17 protein-coding genes and 1 pseudogene are annotated in these 22,440 nt (G+C 70.0%); 9 read left to right on the top strand and 9 right to left on the bottom strand.

The features are described 5' to 3' along the window. Nucleotides 1–20 precede the first annotated feature (20 nt). Entirely contained in the window at nt 21–2,270 is a 2,250-nt protein-coding gene (locus ACIBBB_RS07980; RefSeq protein ID WP_398979908.1) for an Ig-like domain-containing protein, read from the bottom strand. A 250-nt stretch (nt 2,271–2,520) separates the two neighbouring features. Between ACIBBB_RS07980 and ACIBBB_RS07975 the strand changes: the two genes are divergently transcribed. From ACIBBB_RS07975 to ACIBBB_RS07950, 6 genes are all read left to right on the top strand, one after another. Next, the gene (locus ACIBBB_RS07975; protein WP_398979906.1) at nt 2,521–3,522 is read left to right on the top strand and encodes a LacI family DNA-binding transcriptional regulator; all 1,002 of its coding nucleotides are present in this window, start codon (nt 2,521–2,523) and stop codon (nt 3,520–3,522) included. A 214-nt stretch (nt 3,523–3,736) separates the two neighbouring features. Beyond that, on the top strand, nt 3,737–5,026 hold the full coding sequence (locus ACIBBB_RS07970) for an extracellular solute-binding protein (RefSeq protein WP_398979904.1): 1,290 nt from the start codon (nt 3,737–3,739) through the stop codon (nt 5,024–5,026). Further along, nucleotides 5,023–5,994, top strand: coding sequence for a carbohydrate ABC transporter permease (locus ACIBBB_RS07965; RefSeq protein ID WP_398979902.1), 972 nt, complete (start codon nt 5,023–5,025; stop codon nt 5,992–5,994). The genes ACIBBB_RS07970 and ACIBBB_RS07965 overlap by 4 nt, the downstream gene beginning before the upstream one ends. Beyond that, nucleotides 5,991–6,812 carry a carbohydrate ABC transporter permease gene (locus ACIBBB_RS07960; protein WP_398979900.1) on the top strand — a complete coding sequence of 274 codons (822 nt, stop codon included), beginning with the start codon at nt 5,991–5,993 and terminating at the stop codon, nt 6,810–6,812. The genes ACIBBB_RS07965 and ACIBBB_RS07960 overlap by 4 nt, the downstream gene beginning before the upstream one ends. Nucleotides 6,813–6,822: 10 nt before the next feature. Continuing rightward, the gene (locus tag ACIBBB_RS07955) at nt 6,823–9,717 is read left to right on the top strand and encodes a glycoside hydrolase family 2 TIM barrel-domain containing protein (protein WP_398979898.1); all 2,895 of its coding nucleotides are present in this window, start codon (nt 6,823–6,825) and stop codon (nt 9,715–9,717) included. Further along, the gene (locus ACIBBB_RS07950) at nt 9,714–12,470 is read left to right on the top strand and encodes an alpha-mannosidase (protein WP_398979896.1); all 2,757 of its coding nucleotides are present in this window, start codon (nt 9,714–9,716) and stop codon (nt 12,468–12,470) included. The genes ACIBBB_RS07955 and ACIBBB_RS07950 overlap by 4 nt, the downstream gene beginning before the upstream one ends. A gap of 127 nt (nt 12,471–12,597) precedes the next feature. Here ACIBBB_RS07950 and ACIBBB_RS07945 read toward each other — a convergent pair whose 3' ends face one another. The 4 genes from ACIBBB_RS07945 to ACIBBB_RS07930 all read right to left on the bottom strand — a co-directional run bounded on the left by ACIBBB_RS07945 (nt 12,598) and on the right by ACIBBB_RS07930 (nt 16,987). Continuing rightward, nucleotides 12,598–12,840, bottom strand: coding sequence for a hypothetical protein (locus tag ACIBBB_RS07945; RefSeq protein WP_398979893.1), 243 nt, complete (start codon nt 12,838–12,840; stop codon nt 12,598–12,600). 39 nt (nt 12,841–12,879) lie between these two features. Next, nucleotides 12,880–14,178 carry a VWA-like domain-containing protein gene (locus tag ACIBBB_RS07940; RefSeq protein WP_398979891.1) on the bottom strand — a complete coding sequence of 433 codons (1,299 nt, stop codon included), beginning with the start codon at nt 14,176–14,178 and terminating at the stop codon, nt 12,880–12,882. Then, the gene (locus tag ACIBBB_RS07935) at nt 14,175–15,440 is read right to left on the bottom strand and encodes an AAA family ATPase (RefSeq protein WP_398979889.1); all 1,266 of its coding nucleotides are present in this window, start codon (nt 15,438–15,440) and stop codon (nt 14,175–14,177) included. The genes ACIBBB_RS07940 and ACIBBB_RS07935 overlap by 4 nt, the downstream gene beginning before the upstream one ends. A gap of 104 nt (nt 15,441–15,544) precedes the next feature. Next, on the bottom strand, nt 15,545–16,987 hold the full coding sequence (locus tag ACIBBB_RS07930) for a hypothetical protein (protein ID WP_398979887.1): 1,443 nt from the start codon (nt 16,985–16,987) through the stop codon (nt 15,545–15,547). Between the two features lie 99 nt (nt 16,988–17,086). On the opposite strand from ACIBBB_RS07930, the gene ACIBBB_RS07925 reads away from it, so the two are divergent. After that, entirely contained in the window at nt 17,087–17,914 is an 828-nt protein-coding gene (locus ACIBBB_RS07925) for an endo alpha-1,4 polygalactosaminidase (RefSeq protein ID WP_398979885.1), read from the top strand. 16 nt (nt 17,915–17,930) lie between these two features. Here the strand turns inward: ACIBBB_RS07925 and ACIBBB_RS07920 are convergent, their stop codons facing one another. Both ACIBBB_RS07920 and ACIBBB_RS07915 read right to left on the bottom strand, forming a co-directional pair. Next, nucleotides 17,931–18,689: a dienelactone hydrolase family protein gene (locus ACIBBB_RS07920; RefSeq protein WP_398979883.1), complete on the bottom strand. Its 759-nt coding sequence runs from the start codon at nt 18,687–18,689 to the stop codon at nt 17,931–17,933. A gap of 62 nt (nt 18,690–18,751) precedes the next feature. Beyond that, entirely contained in the window at nt 18,752–19,012 is a 261-nt protein-coding gene (locus ACIBBB_RS07915; RefSeq protein WP_398979881.1) for a hypothetical protein, read from the bottom strand. 390 nt (nt 19,013–19,402) lie between these two features. Here ACIBBB_RS07915 and ACIBBB_RS07910 point away from each other — a divergent pair, with 390 nt between their 5' ends. Both ACIBBB_RS07910 and ACIBBB_RS07905 read left to right on the top strand, forming a co-directional pair. Further along, nucleotides 19,403–19,630, top strand: a complete 228-nt coding sequence (locus tag ACIBBB_RS07910) for a DUF397 domain-containing protein (protein WP_398979879.1) — start codon at nt 19,403–19,405, stop codon at nt 19,628–19,630. 77 nt (nt 19,631–19,707) lie between these two features. Next, nucleotides 19,708–20,589, top strand: a pseudogene (locus ACIBBB_RS07905) (helix-turn-helix domain-containing protein); the annotation flags it as partial. A gap of 22 nt (nt 20,590–20,611) precedes the next feature. Here the strand turns inward: ACIBBB_RS07905 and ACIBBB_RS07900 are convergent. Further along, on the bottom strand, nt 20,612–21,403 hold the full coding sequence (locus ACIBBB_RS07900) for an SAM-dependent methyltransferase (protein ID WP_398980074.1): 792 nt from the start codon (nt 21,401–21,403) through the stop codon (nt 20,612–20,614). 182 nt (nt 21,404–21,585) lie between these two features. Continuing rightward, entirely contained in the window at nt 21,586–22,137 is a 552-nt protein-coding gene (locus tag ACIBBB_RS07895; RefSeq protein WP_398979877.1) for a hypothetical protein, read from the bottom strand. Between the last annotated feature and the right edge of the window lie 303 nt (nt 22,138–22,440).

Below are 22,440 nucleotides of genomic sequence, written 5' to 3'. Positions count from 1 at the left end.
CCCGGCAGGCCGGTCAGTCCCTACCCGCAGGCGGGCGAGGAGGGGTCACCGCCGACCGTGAGTGTGACCGGGGCGCCGGAGACGGTCCCGAGCTGGCTGCTCGTCCTGGGCGTGATGGTGGTTTCGCCGGCCCGCTCCGCGGTGACCTCGCCGTTCCGGTCGACGGTGGCGACCCCCGGGTCGCTGCTGGACCAGCGCGTCGAGGGCAGCAGCGGCAGGATGTTGTCGGTGTCCAGGACCACCTCGTCACCGGTGACCTGGGCCGCGTCGGTGGCGTTCAGGTCGGCGCGCAGGTTCAGGCCGTTGTCGAACCGGTTGTCCTCGATCAGGGCGCCGGACGAACCCCGGTAGGCGAACAGTGAGGTGGTGTACGCCGACGCCTTCGGGACGGCGCGCACCCGGGTGGTGGTGCCCGGGGCGGGGCAGGGGTTCGTCGTCCCGGCGGCGAAGGCGGTGTCGCGGTCCAGGCGGGAGATCTTGTTCCGTTCGAAGGAGATACCGCTGACGCTCTTCGCGTCGAGCAGCCGTACGTCCCCGGTCCGGAAGGTGTTGTCCCGTATCCGGATGTTGTGGTGCACCGGCGTCGCCGGGTCCACCACCTGGTTCGTCGGTTCCACGAGGATCACCGGGGAGGCCGGCCGCAGGAAGGTGTTGCGGCTGATCAGGACATCCTTGACCGGGCCCGACTCGTACCACTGGTAGGCGTCGGAGGAGATGAAGACGCTCGCCATCGTCATCCCGTCGAAGACGTTGTCCTTGATGACCACGGGCTTTCGGGTGGTGACCAGGATGCCGCGGGTGGGGATGTTGCGGAACGTGTTGCCGCTGACGGTCACCGACGGGGTGTACGTGGTGTTCTCCACCACGAAGTTCCCGGCGGTTACGGAGCTCGGGACCGCCCGGTCGAAGGTGACCGTCATCGTGGTCAGCGGCTTGTCGTGGTCCTTGCCTGACGGGCCGTCGACGGACACGACCCTGGGCGTCGGGCCGGGCACCGGCGCCATGGTCCGCTTGTCCACGATCTCCACCTCGTCACCGGGGTAGAACTGCGGGAACCCGGCCGTCTCGGGGTGTTTGTACGCGAGGGTGAGTGCCTTCGGATCCGCCGGCCGCCCGGTGACCTCCAGGTAGGTGCCGTGGATGTTGATCGCGTCGTCGTGCGCGCCGTCGAAGACGTTGCCGGTGACCTTCACCCTGCCCCCGACCCCGGACATCTGGACGAAGTCGGCGAACGCCGCCGTGCTCCGTCCGGAGGCGGGGTCGGTGCGGAACTCGTTGTCCTCGACGGTGATGTTCTCGCTGAACTGGCCGACGAAGCCGAAGCCGTGCAGATACCGCGCTTCGAGTCCGCGGACCGTGACGTCCCGCGACTCCCAGAACAGCGCGGAGGGGGTGTCCCGGGTGGTCTCGCGCATCTGGTAGACGAGGCCGCGGTCGGTGGGGGCGGCCGAGGTGCTGTAGTCGATACGCAGCCTGTCGCCGCCGAGGTCCTTCACCGACGCGACGTCGGAGAACAGGGGGTTGTCGCCGCGCCGGCTCCGTTGTTCGCCAGGGTCGTGGATCTGGGTGTAGTCCATGCCGTCGACGCCCGACCAGTACGGCTCGCCGGTGGCCGGGCTCTTCTCCCCGAGCCACGTCACGTGGCTGTCGGCCACCGAGAAGCCGTTGCCCGGGGGGACGGTCAGGACGCGGTAGGCCTTGCCGTCGGACACCCCGGAGTCGCTGACGGTCGCGTCGACGACCTTCGGCGCGGTGACGTCGTAACTGAAGTCCTCGACCACGACGTCGCGCGAGCGGATGACGGCGAAAGTGGTCATCAGCCCGTGGAACTGCAGGTGTGAGCCGTCGCCGTCGATCGTGAGGTCGTGCATGTCCTCGGCGAGGATGCCGATCCGCTTGTCGCGGTAAGTCTGGTCGGCGCCAACGGTGTTGGAGACGTACAGCTCACGGCGCTCGGCGTGCTCGGGGTAGATCTGATAGGTGCCGCGCGGAAACAGGACGCGGACCGGGCCCTTGACCCGCTTGGCCTGTCGCATGGCCTTCGCCACCGCGCCGGCGCTGTCCCGCCCGCCCGTCGGGTCGGCGCCGAAGGCCGTGACGTCGACGACCGTCTCGGACGCCGGCCCGGTGGCGGTCCTGGGGCTCGACGGATCGGTTCCGGCCGCGAACACCGTGGGGGCCGGGGCCGTCAGTGAGAGGACGACGGCCAGGGTCAGCAGAATCTTCCGCGACGGCGGGCGGGTGCTGTGCAGGCGCACGAGTGGCTCCATGGGGGAGAGGGGAGCGTGGATCAACACAGACGAACGGAAGTGAACGAATTCGAACAGGCTGGGTTTCACATGAGAACGTCGGATCTATGGCCCTGTCAATACGCGGGCGGCGCATTGGTCTGCTGTCTACGGAGGCCAGTGATCCCATGTATGGCGACCGGACGGCAGAGGCATGCGCTGCCGCGCCCGGCCGAGGCATACTCAGACCCCTGTCGGCGCGCCTGCGCCGGCAGATGCGCGGAGGTGAGTGATGGCGTCGTCGGGGACCGAATCCCGCAGGGTGACGATCCACGATGTCGCCCGGTCCGCCGGGGTGTCCCGGCAGACCGTGTCACGGGCCCTGAACAACAAGGGCGAGATCCACGGCTCCACCAAGCAGCGGGTGCTCGACGCCGCCCTCGCGCTGGGCTACCGCCCGAGCCGGTTCGCCAGGGGGCTGGTCAGACAGGACACCATCAGCGTCGGTCTTGTCATTCCCGATCTGCTCAACCCGTTCTTCACCGAGGTCGCCGCGGCGGCGCTGGAAGCCGCGCGGGCCCACGGCTGGCACGTCCTCGTGTACGACACCGCCGACAGCGCGGAGGAGGAACGCGGCACCCTCCAGGTCATCGCCTCGCAGGTGGACGCCGTCGTCGGATACTTCAGCCGGTCCGAGGACGAGATCGAGAAGTTGACGCGCGGCGTCCCGGTCGTGCTCATCGACCGTGAGGGGCGCACCGACCGGTTCAGCGCGATCCGGATCGACGGCGAGGCCGGTGTCCAGGCGGCGATCACCCACCTGGTGGAGAGAGGCCACCGGCGCATCGGCATGCTCGACCACGCCGGCCGGGCCGAACCGAGCGTCCGGCACGCCTGGTTCGCGGCCGCGATGGCGGCCTGCGGCCTGGACGAAGGGCCGGTGCGCCGCGCGGACCAGAGCGTCGAGGGCGGCGAGAGCGCGCTGGAGACGCTCCTCGCCGAACATCCCGACGTGAGCGCCGTCTTCACCTTCAACGACATCATCGCCATCGGCGCGCTGCGCGCCGCGCGCCGCCTCGGCCGGAGCGTCCCCCGGGATCTCGCCGTGATCGGTTTCGACGGTCTGCGCCTCGGTACGCTCGTCGAGCCGCCGCTCTCGACCGTGGCGCTGGACACCCGCCGGCTCGGGGCGCTCGCCGTCGAACAGGCCGCCCGACTGCTGACCGGCAGCGGCCCGCTCACCCCCGACGAACTGGTCGTCCGGGCGGAGTTGCGGCTGCGCGAGTCCGGGTGAGCGGGTCCGGATGACCACGAGGTACACGGCGGTGCCCTTACCGTGCTCGCGCGAGCCCGCGCCCCGGCCCGGACCGTAACCCGAACCGTCCGCCGAGGGCCCTCCACAGGTCTCGGACGTGCGGCCTCTTGACATATCGGCGTAGTCCGCCAGAGACTTCCCGGCAATTCGTGAACGTTCACGGGAACGTTCACGGGCCTTGGAAGGGTCCTCAATGACGCTGACTCGACGAAGGCTCCTGGCAGGCGCGACCGCTCTCGGCGCCGCCGCGTTCGGAGCCGGTGGATGTTCAAGCCCCACGACCGCGAATCCCGGTCACCTCACCTTCTGGTACACGTACAACGGCTTCTCCGAGAACGTGCTCAAGGCCGCTCGGAAGCGCTTCGCCGACGACAAGTTCGTCCCCTCACAGGTGAGCGGCGACCTCACCCAGCGGCTGCTCGCCGCGCTCGCCGGTGGCGCCTATCTGCCCGACATCACCATGATCGGCGACAACATCTCGCGGTACTTCAGCGACAGCGACCGCTTCGTGAACATGAACGATTACGGGGCGCGGGAGCTGGCCCAGGGCTATCTGCCGTGGAAGTGGCAGGCGGGTGCCACCCCCGACGGCTTCCAGCTGGGCTTCCCCATCGACATCGGCCCCGCGGCTCTCTACTACCGGCACGACATCTTCGACAAGGCCGGCCTGCCCAGCGAACCGGACGACGTCGCGGCGGCCGTACCCACATGGGAGAAGTACTTCACCTTCGGCGAGCAGATCCGGAAGAAACTTCCCGGCCGCTATCTGATCACCGACACCAAGACGGTCTTCACGTACTCGATGGCCCAGGAGCAGCAGAAGTACTTCACCCCTCAGAACAGCTACCTCGACGACCAGTCCCACGTCAGGCTGGCCTGGGACCGCTCGGTCGAGGCGTTCCGGCGCCGCCTCACCGCGGGATTCGGCGGGTCGCAGACGGCCAGCGGCCAGTCCGTGGACAGGCACGCGGCCTGGAACACGGGCCAGGAGGTCAGCCTCGTCAACGCCTCCTGGATCACCGGCGAGATCAAGCAGTCGGCCCCCGGCACCGCCGGCAAGTGGCGGGTCTGCGCACCGCCCGGCGGACCCGGCAACCAGGGCGGTTCCTTCCTCGCCATCACCGCCGCCTGCCCCGACCCGCAAGCGGCGTTCGACATCATCAGCTGGCTGCAGAACCCGGCGAACCAGGCCTCCAACTACGCCGAGATCGGCCTCTTCCCGTCCAGCCCCGCCGCGGCCGGGGACGAACGCATCACCGCCCCGGACAAGTTCTTCGGCGGCCAGTCGGCCGTGAAGGTCTTCGCCGACATCGCCGACCAGGTGCGGTACGCCTACTTCAGCCCCTGGGACATCACCATCAGCGACACCTACACCGACGAGCTCACCAATGTCGAACTCGGCGGCAAGGATCCGGAGCGCGCCTGGAAGGACGCCCGGAACCGGATCGAACGACTTCTGCGCCGACAGGGTGTGCTCTCATGACCGCGACGTCCGACCTCGACGCGCCGGCGATCGCCCGGCGGTCACCGGCGGAGGAATCCGCCCGGCGGCGCAGGCGGTGGCGCCATCTGCCGCAGTACGTCGCCGTCTCCCCGTTCTTCCTGCTCTTCGCCGTCTTCGGCCTCTACCCGGTGTTCTACTCGCTCTACCTGTCGCTCCAGCGCTGGGACGGCGTCGGCCCGATGAAATTCGTCGGCCTGGAGAACTTCCGCTATCTGCTCACCGACAGCCAGTTCTGGGACTCGATAGCCAACACCCTGATCATCTGGGTGATGTCGACGGTCCCGATGACCGTGCTCGCCCTGCTCATCGCCCTCGGCCTGAACTCCTCGATCCGCTTCAAGGGCGTGCTGCGCGTCGCGTACTTCATGCCCAACGTGACGTCGATCGTGGCCATGTCGCTGGTCTTCGGCTCGATCTTCAGCGGTGAGTTCGGCATCCTCAACTGGATCCTCGACCTCTTCGGATTCGGCCATGTCCCCTGGCTGACCGATCCCTGGGGAATCCGGTGCGCCATCGCCATCATGATCATCTGGCGCTGGACGGGCTACAACGCGATCATCTTCCTCGCCGGACTCCAGGCCCTGCCCACCGACGTCTACGAGGCGGCGCGCGTCGACGGCGCGAGCCCCGTGCAGACCTTCTTCCGGATCACGCTGCCGCTGCTCCGGCCGGTGCTCCTGTTCTCCCTGGTGATGTCCGCCATCGGCGGCCTCCAGATCTTCACCGAGTCGCAGGTGCTGCTCGGCGACCGCGGCGGCCCCGGCGGCGCGGGACTGACGATGGTCCTCTACTTCTACGGAACCGCGTTCGCGGACAACGACTTCGGCTACGGGGCCGCCATCGCCTGGGGCATCTTCGTCGTCGTCGTGCTGTTCTCCATCCTCAACTGGCGGCTCGTGCAACGCCCCGAGCGCGGCCAGGTCACCATCAAGGAGGACCTGCGATGAGTACCCGCGGACGTGTCCTGACGTACGCAGCGCTCCTCGTCGGCGCGGCGATCACCCTCTTCCCCTACTACTGGCTCGCCGTGATGGCGTCCAACACCACCCCGGACATCTACTCCAGCCCGCCCAAGCTCATCTTCGGCGACCAGCTGTTCCACAACATCGGCGAGGTCTTCTCAAAGATCGACTTCTTCGGATCACTGCTCAACACGCTGGTCGTCGCGATCGTGACGACCGTCGCCGTGCTGTTCTTCGACTCGCTCGCGGCCTTCACCTTCGCCAAGTACACCTTCCCCGGCAGCAAGATCCTCTTCGGGATCCTCCTGGCCACCTTCGTGGTGCCCACCCAGCTCGCAGCCATCCCGCAGTTCTCCCTGATGGCCGACCTCGGATGGGTGGGAAGCCTGAAGGCGCTGATCGTGCCCGCGGCGGCCAACGCCTTCGGCATCTTCTGGATGCGCCAGTACGCGGCCGGCGCCCTGCCGGACGAACTGCTGGACGCCGCACGGATCGACGGCTGCGGATTCTTCCGCACCTACCTGTACGTCGGACTGCCGGTGCTGCGCCCGGCGCTCGCGTTCCTCGGCATCTTCACCTTCGTCAACGTGTGGAACGACTTCCTGTGGCCCCTGGTCGTCCTCATCGACTCCCGCCACATCACGCTCCAACTCGCGCTGGCACAGCTCAACGGCCTCTACGTCACCGACTACAGCGTGGTCATGGCGGGCACGCTCGTGGCCATCGTCCCGCTGATCATCATCTTCCTGTTCGGCGCCCGGCACTTCATCCGCAACATCGCCGCCGGCGCCCTCAAGGGCTGAAGGGAATCCATTGCCCTCCTCGTACGTCGAAGATCCGGCCCCCGGCCACGGCTCGTCGGCACCCCGGTCCGCCTTCCGCTCCGACGCACCCGCGCTCGGCCTGGGCGGCAGCTGGCGGTTCCTGCTCTCACCGGCGGTCGACGCGGCGCCGGAAGGCATCGAACGGGACGACTTCGACGACGGGGGGTGGTCGGACCTCCAGGTCCCCGGCCACTGGCAGTTGGCCGGCCACGGCGCTCCCGCCTACACCAACGTCCGCTACCCCTTCCCCGTCGACCCGCCCCATGTGCCCTCCGACAACCCGACAGGTGACCACCGGCTGGTCTTCGACCTGCCCGGCGACTGGCCGGACGAGCCGGCGGTGCTGCGCTTCGACGGCATCGACTCCTGCGGGCGGGTCTGGCTCAACGGCGTCGAACTGGGCGTGACCAAGGGCAGCAGGCTGCCGACGGAGTTCGACGTCGGCCCACTGCTGCGACCGCGCGGCAATGTCCTCGCCGTCCGCGTCCACCAGTGGTCGGCGGGCAGCTACCTGGAGGACCAGGACATGTGGTGGCTGTCCGGCATCTTCCGCGACGTCACCCTGCTCGCCCGACCGGCGGGCGGGGTGCGGGACTTCACGGTCGACGCCGGATTCGACCACCTCACCGCCCGAGGCACACTCCGCCTCGACGCCGACAGCGGCGTACGCGTCAGCGTCCCCGAACTCGGCATCGTCGGCCTGCCCGCCGGTCAACAGGCCGAGGTGGCCGATGTGGAGCCGTGGAGCGCCGAGGCGCCCCGGCTGTACGAGGGCGAGGTCCACACCGACACCGAGCGCGTACCCGTACGCATCGGCTTCCGTACCGTCGCCGTCGAGGACGGTCAACTCAAGGTCAACGGCCGCCGCATCGTCTTCCGGGGCGTCAACCGCCATGAATTCCACCCGGAGTCGGGACGCGTCGTGCCCCGCGAGTTCGCCGTCGCCGACATCGAGCTGATGAAACGGCACAACGTCAACGCCGTCCGCACCAGCCACTATCCGCCGGACTCCGCGTTCCTGGACCTGTGCGACACCTACGGCCTCTGGGTCATCGACGAGAGCGACCTGGAGACGCACGGCTTCTCCGAACTCGACTGGCAGGGCAATCCCAGCGACGAACCCCGGTGGGCGGACGCCTACGTGGACCGTATGCGCCGCATGGTCGAGCGGGACAAGAACCACCCCTCGGTCGTCATGTGGTCGCTCGGCAACGAGGCCGGCACCGGCCGTAACCTCGCGGCCGCGGCCGAGTGGACCCACCGGCGCGACCCCACCCGCCCGGTGCACTACGAGGGCGACACCGACTGCTCCTACACCGACGTGCACAGCCGGATGTACGCGAGCCACGACGAGGTGGACCGCATCGGGCAGGGCGTCGAGGGGCATGAGCGCGTCCGCGAACGGCCCTTCATCCTCTGTGAGTTCGGCCACGCGATGGGCAACGGGCCGGGTGGTCTGCTGGAGTACCGCGACCTCTTCGAACGCCATCCGCGCTGCCAGGGCGGCTTCGTGTGGGAGTGGCTCGACCACGGCATCGCCCAGCACGACGCGGAAGGCCGCGCCTACTTCGCGTACGGGGGCGACTTCGGCGAGTCCCTCCACGACGGTAACTTCGTCATCGACGGACTGGTCCGTCCCGACCGCACGCCGTCACCCGCTCTCGCGGAGTTCGCGAAGGTCTTCGAACCGGTGCGGATCACGGCCGTCGACGGCGCACTGCGCGTCACCAACCACTACGACATCCTGTCGACGGCGCATCTCGACTTCTCCTGGGTCCTTGAGGAGGAGGGGATCGAGGTCGCGCACGGTGTGCTCACCGTGCCGCCGGTCGCCGCGGGCGCCGGCACCGACCTGCCTCTGCCCGGCCTTCCCGCCACCGGCGCGGAGAGCTGGCTCACCGTACGGGCCGCACTCGGCGCCGACACCTCGTGGGCGCGGGCCGGTCATGTCGTGGCCTGGGGCCAGACACGCGTCGGCCCGGAGCCGGTCCCCGCCGCTCCCGCCACCGGTGCGGCTCCCTGCCTGACGGAGACCGAACTGCGCCTGGGACCGGGCGTGTTCGACCCGGTGACCGGGCAGCTGACCGCACTCGGCGGCCTGCCCGTCGAAGGGCCCAGGCTCGACCTGTGGCGTGCCCCCACCGACAACGACCGAGGCTCCGACGACCCCGAGGAAGCCCGGTGGCGGGCCGCGGGCCTGCACCGTCTGCAGCACCGCGTCGTGGCCGTCGAACCGCTCGCCGACGCCCTCGTCGTACGCACCCGGGTCGCCCCGCCCGGTCTCGGCTTCGGTATGCGGGCCGACTACCGCTGGAGCGCCGACGAACGACGCCTGCGACTGGACCTGGACGTCGAGCCGGAGGGCACCTGGCCGTGCACACTGCCCAGGCTCGGTGTGCGCATCTCCCTGCCCGCCGCCCTCGGCGCCGCCGAGTGGTTCGGGCGTGGACCGGGTGAGGCGTACGCCGACAGCCGCCAGGCCGTCAGGATCGGCCGCTTCACCGGCACCGTCGACGCCCTTCAGACGCCGTACGTCTTCCCCCAGGAGAACGGGAACCGTATCGACCTGCGATGGCTGCGGCTGACGGACGACGACGGCGCGGGTCTGCGCGTCGACGGAGAACCGGCCTTCGCCTTCACCGCCCGCCGCTGGACGTCGGAGCTGCTCGACGCCGCGACCCACACCACCGACCTCGTACCGGGCGGCACGATCGTGCTCAACCTCGACCTCGCGCAGAACGGACTCGGTTCGGCGTCCTGCGGCCCCGGTGTCCTGCCGCGGTACCGGCTCCAACCGGAGAGCGCCTCCCTGACGCTCACCTTCACCCCTCAAGCCCCCACCCCGGCGGGTACTTCAGCCGCAGAGGAGACACCGTCCCGATGACCGCCCGCGCCCACGCCCCCGCTGTGTCGCTCGTCCCGCACACCCACTGGGACCGCGAATGGTACGAGCCCTTCCAGCGCTTCCGTCTGCGTCTGGTCGACCTGCTCGACGAGGTCCTGGACCGGGCGGAGGCCGACGAACGGTTCCGCTTCACCCTCGACGGCCAGATGGCCGCCGTGGACGACTATCTGGAGGTCCGCCCGGAACACCGTGACCGCGTGCTCCGGCTGGTCCGGAGCGGCCAACTGGCCGTCGGCCCCTGGCAGATCCTCCTGGACGAATTCCTCTGCTCCGGCGAGAACATCATCCGCAACCTGGAGCTCGGCCACCGCCGCGCCACCGAACTGGGCAGCCCGATGCCCGTCGGATACCTCCCCGACATGTTCGGCCACTGCGCGCAGATGCCGCAGATCCTCTCCGCCGCCGGTCTCGACCACGCCTGCGTGTGGCGCGGCGTCCCCGCGGGCGTACCCGGCCACGCCTTCCGCTGGCAGGCACCCGACGGCAGCTCCGTACGTACCGAATATCTCGCCGGCGGCTACGGCAACGCCGCCTATGTCTTCTCCGACCCCGGCCACTTCGCCGGGCGCATGGCGGACCTCGGCAGGCGGCTGGCACCCGCCTTCGGCGCCGACCCGGTCCTCGCGATGTACGGCACGGACCACTCGGCCCCGGTCGGCTCCCTGGTCAAGCTGGTCGCCGGCCTGGACCCGGCGGATGTCGACGTAACGATCACCACCCTCGCCGACTACATCGGCGAACGCGACCCGCACGACCGGTCGTTGCCCGTCGTGGAAGGCGAACTGCGCAGCCACGCCCACGCGAACATCCTGCCCGGTGTGCTCTCCGTGCGCCCTCATCTGAAGCAGGCGCTCGCGCGCTCGGAGCGACTTGTCGAACGCTACGCCGAGCCCTTCGCCGCGCTCTGGTCGGCCGAGTGGCCCGAGAAGTTCCTCGACATGGCGTGGTGGAGGCTCATCGACGCCTCCGGCCACGACTCGGTCACCGGATGCGGTGTGGACGAGACGGCCACCCAGGTGTTCGCCCGTATCAGCGAGGCCGGACACCTCGGTCAGGCCGTACGGGACAGGGTCGCCGGCGGCCTCGCACGGCAGGTGTCGCGGGACGCCGTACTCGTACTGAATCCCACGCCGGCCGCGCGTGAAGACCTGGTCACCGTCGATCTCGAAGTCCCGGACGAGTGGGAGGACGTCGCCGTCGAACTGCCCGACGGCAGCAGGCTGCCCGCCCAGACCGAAGTGCGCGGTGAGCGGCTTCTGCTCTCCGAGGCCCTGCCCGGTGAGGAACTGCCCGCGTTCCTGCCACGCGTCCACGGGCGGGAGCTCTTCGGCAGCGAGATCACCCACTGGACCTGCGACAACGAGCGGCGCGTACTGGAATTCGGCGTGGCCCGGCACGGCGGCGACACACCCTTCGACGTGGAGGCCGTCCGCACCGCCGTGACCGGCGCGAGCGGTGACTGGACCGTCCGTATCACCCGGGCCGCGCACCGCACGCTCACCTGTCTGGCCCGGGTACCCGCGCTCGGCTGGACGTCGCTGCGGCCGGTGCCGGGCGGGCGGCCCGTCGAGCAGGCCGACGCGCGGACCGAAGCGGTGCTCGGGTCGGGGACCGTACGCGCCGAGGGACGGACGCTGTCCAACGGACTCGTCAGCGTCACGGCCCTGGACGACGGCACGCTCCGCGTCACGTCCGCCGACGGGACCGTGCTCGACGGCGTCGGCCGCATTGTCGACGGAGGCGACCGCGGCGACAGCTACAACTACGCCCCGCCGGGCACCGACCAGCTCGTCGAGACCCCCCGCTCACTGCGCGTCGGGACCGCCGTCGGCGGCCCGCTGCGCGCCTCGCTCACGGTGGAGCGCGGGTACGACTGGCCGGAGGCGGTGGACCGGGCAGCCGACCGGCGTACGGCGACGACCCGGCCCGGCAGCGTCCGTCTGGACGTCGAACTGCGGGTGGGGGAGCCCTTCGTCCGCCTCGGTCTGACCCTGGACAACGCCTCGCTCGACCACCGGGTGCGCTGCCATGTGCCGCTCGCCCGGCCCGCCAACTCCTCTCACGCCGAGGGCCAGTTCGCGGTGGTCGAACGGGGGCGCACCGCGGAGGGCGGCTTCAGCGAGCGCCCGGTCCCGACGTTCCCCGCGCACGGTTTCGTGGACGCGGGCGGTGCGGGTCTGCTGCTCACCCAGGCCTGCGAGTACGAACTCCTCGACGACGAAATCGCGTTGACCGTCCTGCGTGGCACCGGCTGGCTCAGCCGCAACATCCATCCCTACCGCGCGGAGCCCGCCGGGCCACAACTCCCCGTTCCGGCCGCCCAGATGACCGGAACGAGCACCGTCTCGTTCGCGGTACTGCCGCACGCGGGCGACTGGCACGAGGCGGGGCTTGTCGAGGCGGGCGAACACTTCCGCCACCCGCTCCATGCCGCACCCGGCACGGGACCGCTCGAAGCCCCGCCCGCCTCGCACGACGGCCTGTCGGTCGAGGGCGCGGTCATGACCAGCCTTCGCCGCCGCGACGGAGAGCTGGAACTTCGTCTGGTCGCCGCCTCGCCCGAGCCGGCCACGGCGGTCGTACGCGGCGCGTTCCGCGGCGCTCGCCGCGTCGGCCTCCTGGGCGACGACGACAGCCGTGCGGACGGGGCGGACGCGCCGGTTGTCGATGCCGGAACGGTCCGGATTCCCCTGCGGGCGTGGGAGATCGCGACGGTGCGCCTCTCCGAGTGAGCTGCTTTCCGCGTCACACCACGTGGACGACACGCTCACCACGGACGCCGCCCGCCCCCACGGGTTCAGGAGCACGGCGGACAGGCCCGGCGGACATGGCGTCCGCCGGGCCCGGGGTGGGGCGGGGTCAGCTGTGCTTGACGCTGACGTTGTAGAGGGTCGTCTCGCCGTAGTTGCTCGTGTCGCAGGGTGAGGAGTTGCCGCAGTTCGCCTGGGTGTAGACGCCGGCCTTGAAGTAGCCGGTGGTGAACTTCACCGGGATGGTGGTCTGCGGGGGCAAAACGGCGGTGGAGACGCTCGAACTCCTCATGACGTCGGAGTCCGACGGCGAACCGAGCCTGATCCCGATGAACTTGATCCTCCGCGACACGAGCGCCCCACCGCCGCCTTCCTGAGGCGCGATCGCGGCTCACCGCCCGCTGGACGACACTCGCGTGGACGAGGGCCCGATGGAGACCACGCGTGCCCAGTCGGGTGGCGAGTCCGGTACGTACTCGGGATCGTCCTCGTCCCACGACCGGGAGGAGGACTCCCGGTCGAACACTCCCACCACCGTCCGGCACGGCGGCCGGGTGTCGGGCCAGGGCGTCTGACCGTCCGTCAGGACAACGATCACATCGGGCCGGGGCCCCTTCCGCAGCACCCTGGCGAAGCCCGTACGCAGATCCGTACCCCCACCGCCCACCAGTGGGATCCCCGCGGCCAGGCACAGCGGATGCGCGATCTCGGCCGACGCGTCGCAGGGGAGGACGGTGATCAGATCCCGACGGCCGCCCACGGCGCGGGAGATGGCGGCCACCTCGTTCAGCGCGCCGCCCAGTTCGGAGTCGCTGACCGACCCCGACGTGTCGATGATCACCGCGACCCGCGGCGGCCTGCGCCGCAGGCTCGGCAGTACAGCTCCGGGCACCCCGGCCGAACGCCGCGAGGGCCGGCCGTACGTGTAGTCCTCGCCCGCACCGGAACCGGAAGCCGCCGAGCGGACCGCAGCCCCCAGCAACTCCCGCCACGGCTGCGGCGGATGGAACGCCTCCTCCGCCCACCGCTGCCACCCCCTCGGCGCGCTCCCGGGTCGGGCCTTGATGCCCCGCGCCACCCGGAACCGGACAGCGTCCCGCTCCTGCGCACTGAGACCGTGCGCGCCGTCCGGTCCGAGATCCCAGTCCCGCGCCAGCCCGTCGGCGCCACTGCCGCAGTCCAGCCAGGCCATGCTCTGTGTACGCGGGCCGAGGCGGAACTGGAGCAGGTATTCCTCCATCAACTCATTCGCGGGCAGCCCCAGAACGCCCGGATCGACGGCGCCCTCCGGCCGGGCCAGCCCGTCGCCGAACACGTCGTCGTTGATCTCGCAGTCCGCCGCGATGTTCATCCGCAGCCGTTCCGCCGGGCCGGTCAGCCCGCGGGCCCGCGCGACCCGGTCACCTCGGCCGTGGTGGTCGCGCAGCAGGTGCGACACCTCGTGCACCCAGACCCCGGCCAGTTCCTCCACCGGCGTTCGGGCCACGAACGCCGGCGATACGTAGCACCGCCAGTGCCGGTCGACGGCCATCGTCGGCACCCGCCGCGACTCCACCACATGCAGGGCGAACAGGGCGGTCGCCATGAAGGGACGGACCCGGACGGCGTGCAGCCGGGCGGCGAAGAGCTTGTCGAGATCCAGCTTCCCCCGTGCGTCCACGGCGGGGTCCGCGGCCGTGTGCGGGCTCATCGGGCGGCCTTCGCGACGGACGCGGTACGGGCCGCCACCCGGTCCGCCCGCCGGGACAGGGAAACCGCCCCGGCGAGCCGGTCGATCGACGCCGGAACGTCCCACTCCTCCCGGCGCAGCGAGGCGAGGGTGGTCGCGGGGACAACCACCAGGTCCGGTGCGCCGGTCTCCATCGCGCGGACCAGGAGCGCCCACGCCGCGTCCCAGCGGGACTTCTCCGGGCGCTCGCGGACCGCCCGCACCACACCGTCGAGGACGGCCTGCCGCAGGTCGCCGCGTTCGGGCAGGGCGGCATTCGCCGGGTCGGCGAGAAGCGTCTCCGGGTCCGGGAGATCCATCCGGTCGAGACTGGCCAGCAGTTCCAGCCCCGGACCGTCCCCCACCGTGCCTCTGACGAGCAGCGAGAGTACGTCCCGGGACGAACCGGCCGCGGTGGCGAAGGCGATCAGCCGCAGCGACATCTCCCAGCTGCGGGGCGACGGCCAAGGGCCGCCCCGGCGGGTCTCGTTGCTGGGCAGCCGGTGCACGAGTCCGGCCCGGGCGGCGAGCAGCCCGCACACGGCACGGCGGGCGAAGCCGACGGCCTCGGACAGCCGCTCGGGGTCCAGTCGCGGCAGGGTAGCCAGGGGCCAGGTCCCACCGAGGCCGCGTACGACGACCTCGTGGTCGTGGGTCCACTGAAGATGAACGAACCGGTTGGCCAGCGGCGGGCTCAGCTCCCACCCGTCGGCCGCCGACGAGCGCGGATTGGCCGCGGCCACGATCCGTACGCCGGGCGGGAGTTGGAGGGAGCCGATCCGCCGTTCGAGTACGAGGCGGAGCAGGGCGGCCTGTACGGCCGGCGGCGCGGTGGACAACTCGTCCAGGAACAGCAGCCCGCGCCCCGCCCTTACCAGCCGAACGGCCCAGTCCGGCGGGGCCATCGGGACACCCTGGGCGGCGGGATCGTCTCCGACGATGGGCAGGCCCGAGAAGTCGGAGGGCTCGTGCACGCTCGCGATCACCGTGGTCAGCGGAAGTTCCAGCGACGCGGCGAGCTGTGTCAGGGCGGCGGTCTTGCCGATCCCCGGCTCACCCCACAGGAGTACGGGGATGTCGGCGGCGACGGCCAGGGTCAGGGCCTCCAACTGGGTGTCGGGGCGCGGTTCGGTGGTCGTGTCGCGCAGCAGGGCCAACAGCTCACCGGCGACGTCGAGTTGAGAGGCAGGGGCGAGGACGTCGGCGGTGGCGGGGGCGTCGGCGAATGTGGTGCGAGCGGTCAAGTGTCATCACCTTTGGGTTCGATGGTTGGTCGAGTGGTGTGAACGCGGGCAGCGGAGATCCAGCCATGTCGGCGGGACCGCGGCATCGCCGGTTGGTGTCGGGCTCAGCGAGTGGCTACGTCGCGCGGGTGCGAACGGAGGTCACGCGGGCGCTTGTCACGCGGCAGGTTGCGGCCGGACCCGGGACCGGGACCGACCATGCCCGCCCTGAACAGGCCGTAGGTGACCCGCCGTTCGGCGGCGGCCTCCAACTCGTCCCGCAGAGCGCCGCCGCGCAGCAGTGCGTCGGGGCCCAACAGGCCCTCGACGACGGCCAGCGCACCGGCCGCGTCGCCGTGGTCCAGGCGTTCACGGACCCCCATGAGGCAGTCAGGACTCCGGTGCGCCTCGTCGATGGCCACCAGGCAGGCGAGCGGAGTGCCCGTCAGCGCGGCCAGCAACTCCTCCCGCCGGATCTCGTCCGGGCCGTGGTCGAGCGCGGCCAACACCCCGTCGACCAGGCCGATCCGATGGCGCGCTCCCCGGCACTCCACGAGGCGTGGCTGTCCCGACCGCTCCGGAACCGGCGCCGGACCGGTCGGCGAACAGCCCGGTACGAGCGCGGAGGCGACCAGCGGGTGCAGCCGGTCGACGTCGACCGCACCGGCGCGGATAAGTTCCAGGTCGGGCGGTACCCAGGTCGCCGCGTCGGGCAGGAGAGGCGGCGCCGGGGCGGAGCCGGTCCCGCCCGGCTCCGCGAACCGCAGGACCGGCGGGCCTCCGCCGTGCTCGTCCGCGACGAGCTCCAACTCCAGCCGCTGCTTGGCCCCGAGCCGTACGGCGACGGCACCGGTGGACCGCCCCTCGGCCCGGAGGAGAATCCCGGCCTCCGCCGCCCACCGGTCAACGGCACAGCGGTGCCCTGGCGGCAGCACCTCCAGCACGACCGGATCCAGGACCGGATCCACGACCGGATCCAGGACCGGATCCCGCGGGGAACCACCCTCGCCCGGCGGCGAATCGGCCCCGGACCGGGTCCGCAACTCGTCGGCCCTGCGCGCGTCCCACAGATGGCGGTGCAGATCGAGCCGGAACCGCCGGTCGGGATGGGGATGCGGATGGCGGCGGGCGCCGGCATCCGCAGGGGACCCGTCCCACAGCGCGAGGCTGATCCGCTGACCGGCGTCCGCCCAGGCCGGCGGAGTCCGGGCCACGAGGTGGACCGGGCCGACGCCGCTGAGCCCGTCGCCGTAACGCGCCAGAGCGACGGTCAGACCGGGGCGCAGCAGACCGTCAGGAGCGATCCTCGGCATGTGCCAGCGCAACAGGTCGGGCGCCAAGTGGCTCAGATCGGCCCGGAGTCGGGCCGCGAGTTCCGGGCCATGGGTACGCACCACGGAACGTGGGCTGAGATCGACATCGACGCGTGCCGCGGCGCATGCTCCGGCCCAGTCGCCGACATGACGGCGGGCGGTCGCGGTCTCGATCATGGACGGCGGCACGGCGAACTCACGCACGCGCGGCCAGAAGGAAAGGCGGGAATACCCGTTCGCGGTCTCGGTGAGCATCAGCACTCACCTTGCGCGGACGGGACCCCCAATCTGACAGCAGAATAGGTAGTCATCGCGGTGACCATATCGCTCCTGCCCCCGATAGGCCAGATTCTCTTGACCGGACCAGACGTTCACACGCTGAAGGCCCGCTCGATCCACGCGGTCGCGGCCCTCACCATCGCATTGATCACCCCCCTCCTCGTTTCGTCCTCCGCGGCTTCGCGGACAGCCGCCGCGCCCCTTCCCCCGGTCCACGCCGGGTTCGACTACCAGATCGGCGGCGCCTACCCGCCGCCCGCCGGGGTGAGCGTGGTCAGCCGTGACCGCGAGGACTCTCCGGCGAGGGGGATCTACAACATCTGTTACGTCAACGCCTTCCAGGTCCAGCCCGACGAACTGGACGCGTGGGAGCCCGATCTCCTGCTCCGCGACGACAACGGCGACGTCATCATCGACGAGGAGTGGGACGAGGCGATCCTGGACGTCGGCACCGCCGGCAAGCGCGACCGCATCGCGGCCAGGGTGAACGGCTGGATCGACGGGTGCGCGGACAACGGTTTCCAGGCCGTGGAGCCCGACAACTACGACAGTTACGAGCGCAGTCGGGGCCGGTTCGGCTCCTCCGCCGCCATGGCCTACATCACCCTGCTCTCCGAGCACGCGCACGAAAAGGGCCTGGCGATCGGCCAGAAGAACACCGCCGGTCTCGCCCGGTTCCGCGACGACACCGGACTCGACTTCGCCGTCGTCGAGGAGTGCGGGGAGTACGAGGAGTGCGACTCCTTCACGGAGTACTTCGATGACAACGTGATCGTCATCGAGTACACGTCCAGGGGGCTGGCGACCGCGTGCGCGGGCTGGCAGGACAGCCTCAGCATCGTCCGTCGTGACCTGGACGTCGCCCCTGCCGGCGGTGACGGTTATCTTCGCCGGACCTGCTGACCACCGCGCGGTCCGCTCAGAGGTTGCGCCCGAGGAGGTCCAGCAGGGCCGTCCAGTGCCGGTCCGCCGCGTCGGCGTCGTAGGAGGCGGTGTCCGCCTGGGTGTAGCCGTGGTGGGCCCCCGCGTAGACCTCGGCGCGGTGGCGGACACCGGCTTCGGTGAGGGCCTTTTCGAGCCGGTCGACCTGCTCCGGGGGAAGCGCGGCGTCCTGGTCGGCGTGGCCGAAGTAGAGCTCGGCGGTGATCCGGTCGGCGCCGAGGTGCGGGCTGTCGGGTGCCTCGGTGGCGAGGAACGCGCCGTGGAAACCCGCCATCGCCGCCACCCGGTCCGGATACGCCGCGGTGGTGCGCAGCGCCAGACCGGCTCCCATGCAGTAGCCGGTGATACCGATCGGTCCGTCGGTGGTGAGGGGACTGGCGGCCAGCCAGTCCAGGTACGCGCCGGCGTCCCGTACGGCCGGCTCCGGGGTCAGCTCCCGCGCCGCGGGGAGGATGCTCTCGAAGATCTCCGAGCGTCGTTCCGGGGAGATGAAGTCGGGCAGTTCGACCAACGGGGCGCGTCCGGCGCGGTAGAGGACGTTGGGGAGCAGGACGGTGTAGCCCGCTGCCGCGATCCGGTCCGCCATGGCTTTGAGGCTCGGGCGCGGCCCGAAGGCGTCCATGTAGAGCAGCACGGCCGGGTGCGGGCCGGGGGATTCGGGCTGCACCAGGTAGGCGTCGGCGGTTCCGTCCGGGGTGGGGACGTCGACGGACGATCCGTGTACAGCGGTGGCCATGGGTCTCTCACTTCGTGGGAAGAACGGTGGTTCGGGTGGTCGCCACGGTCGGGTCCGGCGGGTCAGATGAGCGAGGCGCGTACGTCGGCGAGTGCCTCGTCCAGGGTGTCCGCGGTGTTCTCGTGCCCGCTGAATCCCTCGTCGTCGCCAGGGTCGACGGTCCAGCCCCAGCCGCTCTCCGGGTGCCCGTCGATCGTCGCCGCGTGCTCCCCCTTGGTGAGGGTGATCGACACATTGCCTGCCGGGAAGGTGGCCACCTCGGCGTGCGCGCTGTCGCCGAACGCGTGGTGGATGGCGTCCATTGCTTCCTGCTCCGTGGTCATGACTGCTCCTGGATGGTGAGGAAGGCCGGTCGCGCGGCCGTCGGGACCGGCGCTCGGTCGTGGGGCTGTTTCATGGTTACCCGAGTCGTTCGGCGAGGCGACGGTCGACGCGCTGCCGGGGGCGGTTCGGACCGGCTCCGCGGACCCCGGCCTGGAGAATCGAACGTTTTTCTGTGGGCTGATGTCGAGCTCGGCGCACCGCGGCTACCACCCTTCCGGGGGACAGTTCTGTTCGAGTATCCAAGTCTAGTATCGCCGTGTTCCTGCCCGTGCAATTGCGTGACGGGATTGCATGGGGCCCCTGCCTGCGACGTCACCGCCGAGTGGGCGGGAAGCCGGCAGAGGTCGACGCGAAGCCAGATCTTCGAACACACAGCCAGGGAGAAGCGTATGGACGGATATCGCAACGGTGTCTCCGCGGGTTCCATCACGGCGGACTGGATCAAGAGCGCGAAGAGTTCGGCCAACGGTCAGTGTGTGGAACTGGCGGCCCTGCCGGGCGGTAAAGTGGCGATGCGCAACTCGACCGATCCCGACGGGCCGGCGCTCATCTTCGAAGCGCGCGAGATGGAAGCCTTCCTGGACGGAGCGAGGAAGGGCGAGTTCGACGCCCTGTAGTTCAACTCGCCCGGTGTGAGAACCAGTTCGGTGGGACACGCGAGCTTTTGTCGTGCCATGATGAGCCACGCTTATTCATGAACGGAGCACGCGTGTCCCAGCTGTCCGGCACCCCGGTCCCGCTTTTCGCCCCCGTTCCTCGACGGAGTCTCAATCCGACAGCGGCCGGTATCGTGCTCGGCGCGGAGCTGCGCAGAATGCGCGAGGCGCATAAATTCACCGCGACCCACTCCGCGAAATTGATCAACGCCTCCGTCTCCAAGGTCAGTCGGCTCGAACGGGCGGAGAGCCCGCCGGATCCGCGGGACGTCGAAATCCTCGCCGACAGGTACGGCGCGAACGCGGCCGAGCGCGCGGAACTCGAACGCCTCGCCGGCCGCGCCCTTGAACCCGAGTGGTTCGACCGCTATTCCGACTACGCGGCCTCATGGATGCAGCGGCTGATCTCGCTGGAGTCGGAGGCCGTGTACTTCTGCACCTACGAGGCGCGGATCGTGCCCGGTCTCCTCCAGACCGCCGCGTACGCGCGCCAGATCATCAGCGACGGTCTCCGGCTCTCCGAAGGCGAAGAGGTCGAACAGCGTGTCCGGTTGCGGGGGGAGCGCCAGCGCCGGTTCTTCGAGCAGCCGGACCCGCCCAAGGGAGTCTTCCTGCTCGATCAGTCCGTACTGCTCCGCCGGGTCGGCACCCGGCAGACCATGGCCGAGCAGTTGCGCAAGCTTCTGCGCTTCAGTGACCGGCCCGGCGTCACCGTCCGGTTCGTACCGCTGAACAGCAGCGTCGTCTCCAACCACGGCTCCATGGCACATCTGCGCTTCGCCCCCCTCGGTCCACCCGCCATGGTGTATGTCGAGGGGGACGACGACGCGACGTACTACGTCAAGCCGGACGATGTGGAACGGCGCGTGGAGCTGATGCTGCGCCTCAGCCACGAGGCGGCCGCGACCTGGCGGGACAGCCGGGTCATACTGCTGGACGCCATCACGCGGTACGAGACCGAGGAACCGTGCCCTGCCGACTCGCCGGCACTTCGGCCAGACCGCCGTACTCCGTCCACTCGATGCTGCGCTGGCGCCGCTGGAGCTCCGAGTCCGGACGCCAGTCCGTGACATCGACCAGACCGGGTTCCTGAATCACGAGCCCGTCGAAGTACCGGTCCACCTCCGCCCGTTCGCGCACCCGGCCCCATCGGCCATGGGTCTGTTCCAGCATCATCTCCGTCACCTGCCGGCGCAGGTCGGCGTCGTCGCTGACGAGCTGGCATATCACCACGAAGCTGCCGGGGCTCAGGAGATCCACGACGCGCGTGACGAGGTCGGCCGGTCCCGCCGCGTCGGGAATGCAGTGCAGGACGGAGTTGAAGAGGACACCGACCGGCTGTTCAAGGTCGATGAGACGCTTGAAGTCGGCATGCTCCAGGATGTATTCGGTCTCCAGCATGTCCGACGCGATGACCACGCTCCGGTCGTTCTCGTCGAAGATCGCCTGCCCGTGCGCGAGAACGACGGGATCGTCGTCCACATAGACGACATGTGAGCGGGGATCAACGGCCTGAGCGATCTGATGAACGTTGTTCTGCGTCGGCAGGCCGGACCCGAAATCGACGAACTGCCGAATTCCGTGCTCCGCGGCCATGACACGCACCACGCGTTCCAGGAACCAGCGGTTGTTCCGTGCCAGCTCCTTTGTCGTCGGCGCGACCTTCAGGAGCTGCTCGGACGCCTTCTGGTCCACCTCGTAGTTGTAATGGCCGCCCAGCAGCCAGTCGTACATTCTCGCCGCACTGGGAACGGATAAATCGACACGCCTGTTGTCCGCCAAGGGACAGACTCCTCCCGGTTCGAGCCACGATCTCGCCAGGGAATACGAGCCCATCCTAGGAGCGTCGCGCAAGGCGCACCACCACTGGTCCGGGTGATGATGTGGCCGTTCGTGCCAGGGGAGTCGGGCGCGCGTCACGGACGGGAGGGAGTCTGCTCCAGTTGTCGAAGTGCCGTGGCGGGGAAGTGCCGCTGAACGGTCAGGAGGGACGCGGCCACCGCCGGAGGGTCGATGCCCATCAGATCGGCGACCGCCTCGGTGGTCATGGACAGCCGCCACCGCAACAGGGCGGTGTCCGCGGTGTCCGGGGGAAAGGCACCGTACAGCCGCGCCACGGCCGGATCCGTTACGTCGGCCGCGCGGCTCACACTCTGAATCCGCGTACGCAGCTGCCGCCACGCGTCCGCCGCGGGACGCGCGTTCCGCAGGAAATCGCTCCATCGGCCGCCGATGGCCGCGATCGTCGCCTCGACGGCGGCCTGGCTCGCGGTCTCGTCGAGCAGTCGCGCCCGTGCGTAGCGGAGATAGCGGGGCCGGTTCCGCTGGACGAAGGCGGTGAGGCCGAGGAGGCTGTGCTGATCCGCCGGCCGGCTGTCGGGAATCGCCGAGGGGATGTTCCGCTCACCGATATCGTGCGATTTCCCGGTGGGTGGGTCTATCCACCCTCGGCGAAACGGGTCAAGCATCAGCTCTCCGCTTGTGATCGCTTCGCGCCCTGGGGTCAGGCGCATTCCCATTCCCCGGGGCGGCTCCTTACGGGGAGCTGAATCGACCGTACCGGCTGCGACTCCACGGCTGCCGTGAAAAGTCCCTCATGCAAAGTCAGGTTTCCCCGGGTGCGTAAAAGGTGTTACACGTCGCGGCATTCGAAACTCGATTCGAATGCCGACTTCCCTTTCCCTCGGCGGTGGTCCACAAGGGGTGGACGGTGTCGGAGGGGGTGACGTGGCGTCGACTCGCCTCTAACATCCGATGTGTTGACCTGGCCG

The organism is Streptomyces sp. NPDC051217, from assembly GCF_044455465.1.
Classification (GTDB): domain Bacteria; phylum Actinomycetota; class Actinomycetes; order Streptomycetales; family Streptomycetaceae; genus Streptomyces.
This window is presented reverse-complemented; position numbering and strand designations above follow the sequence as displayed.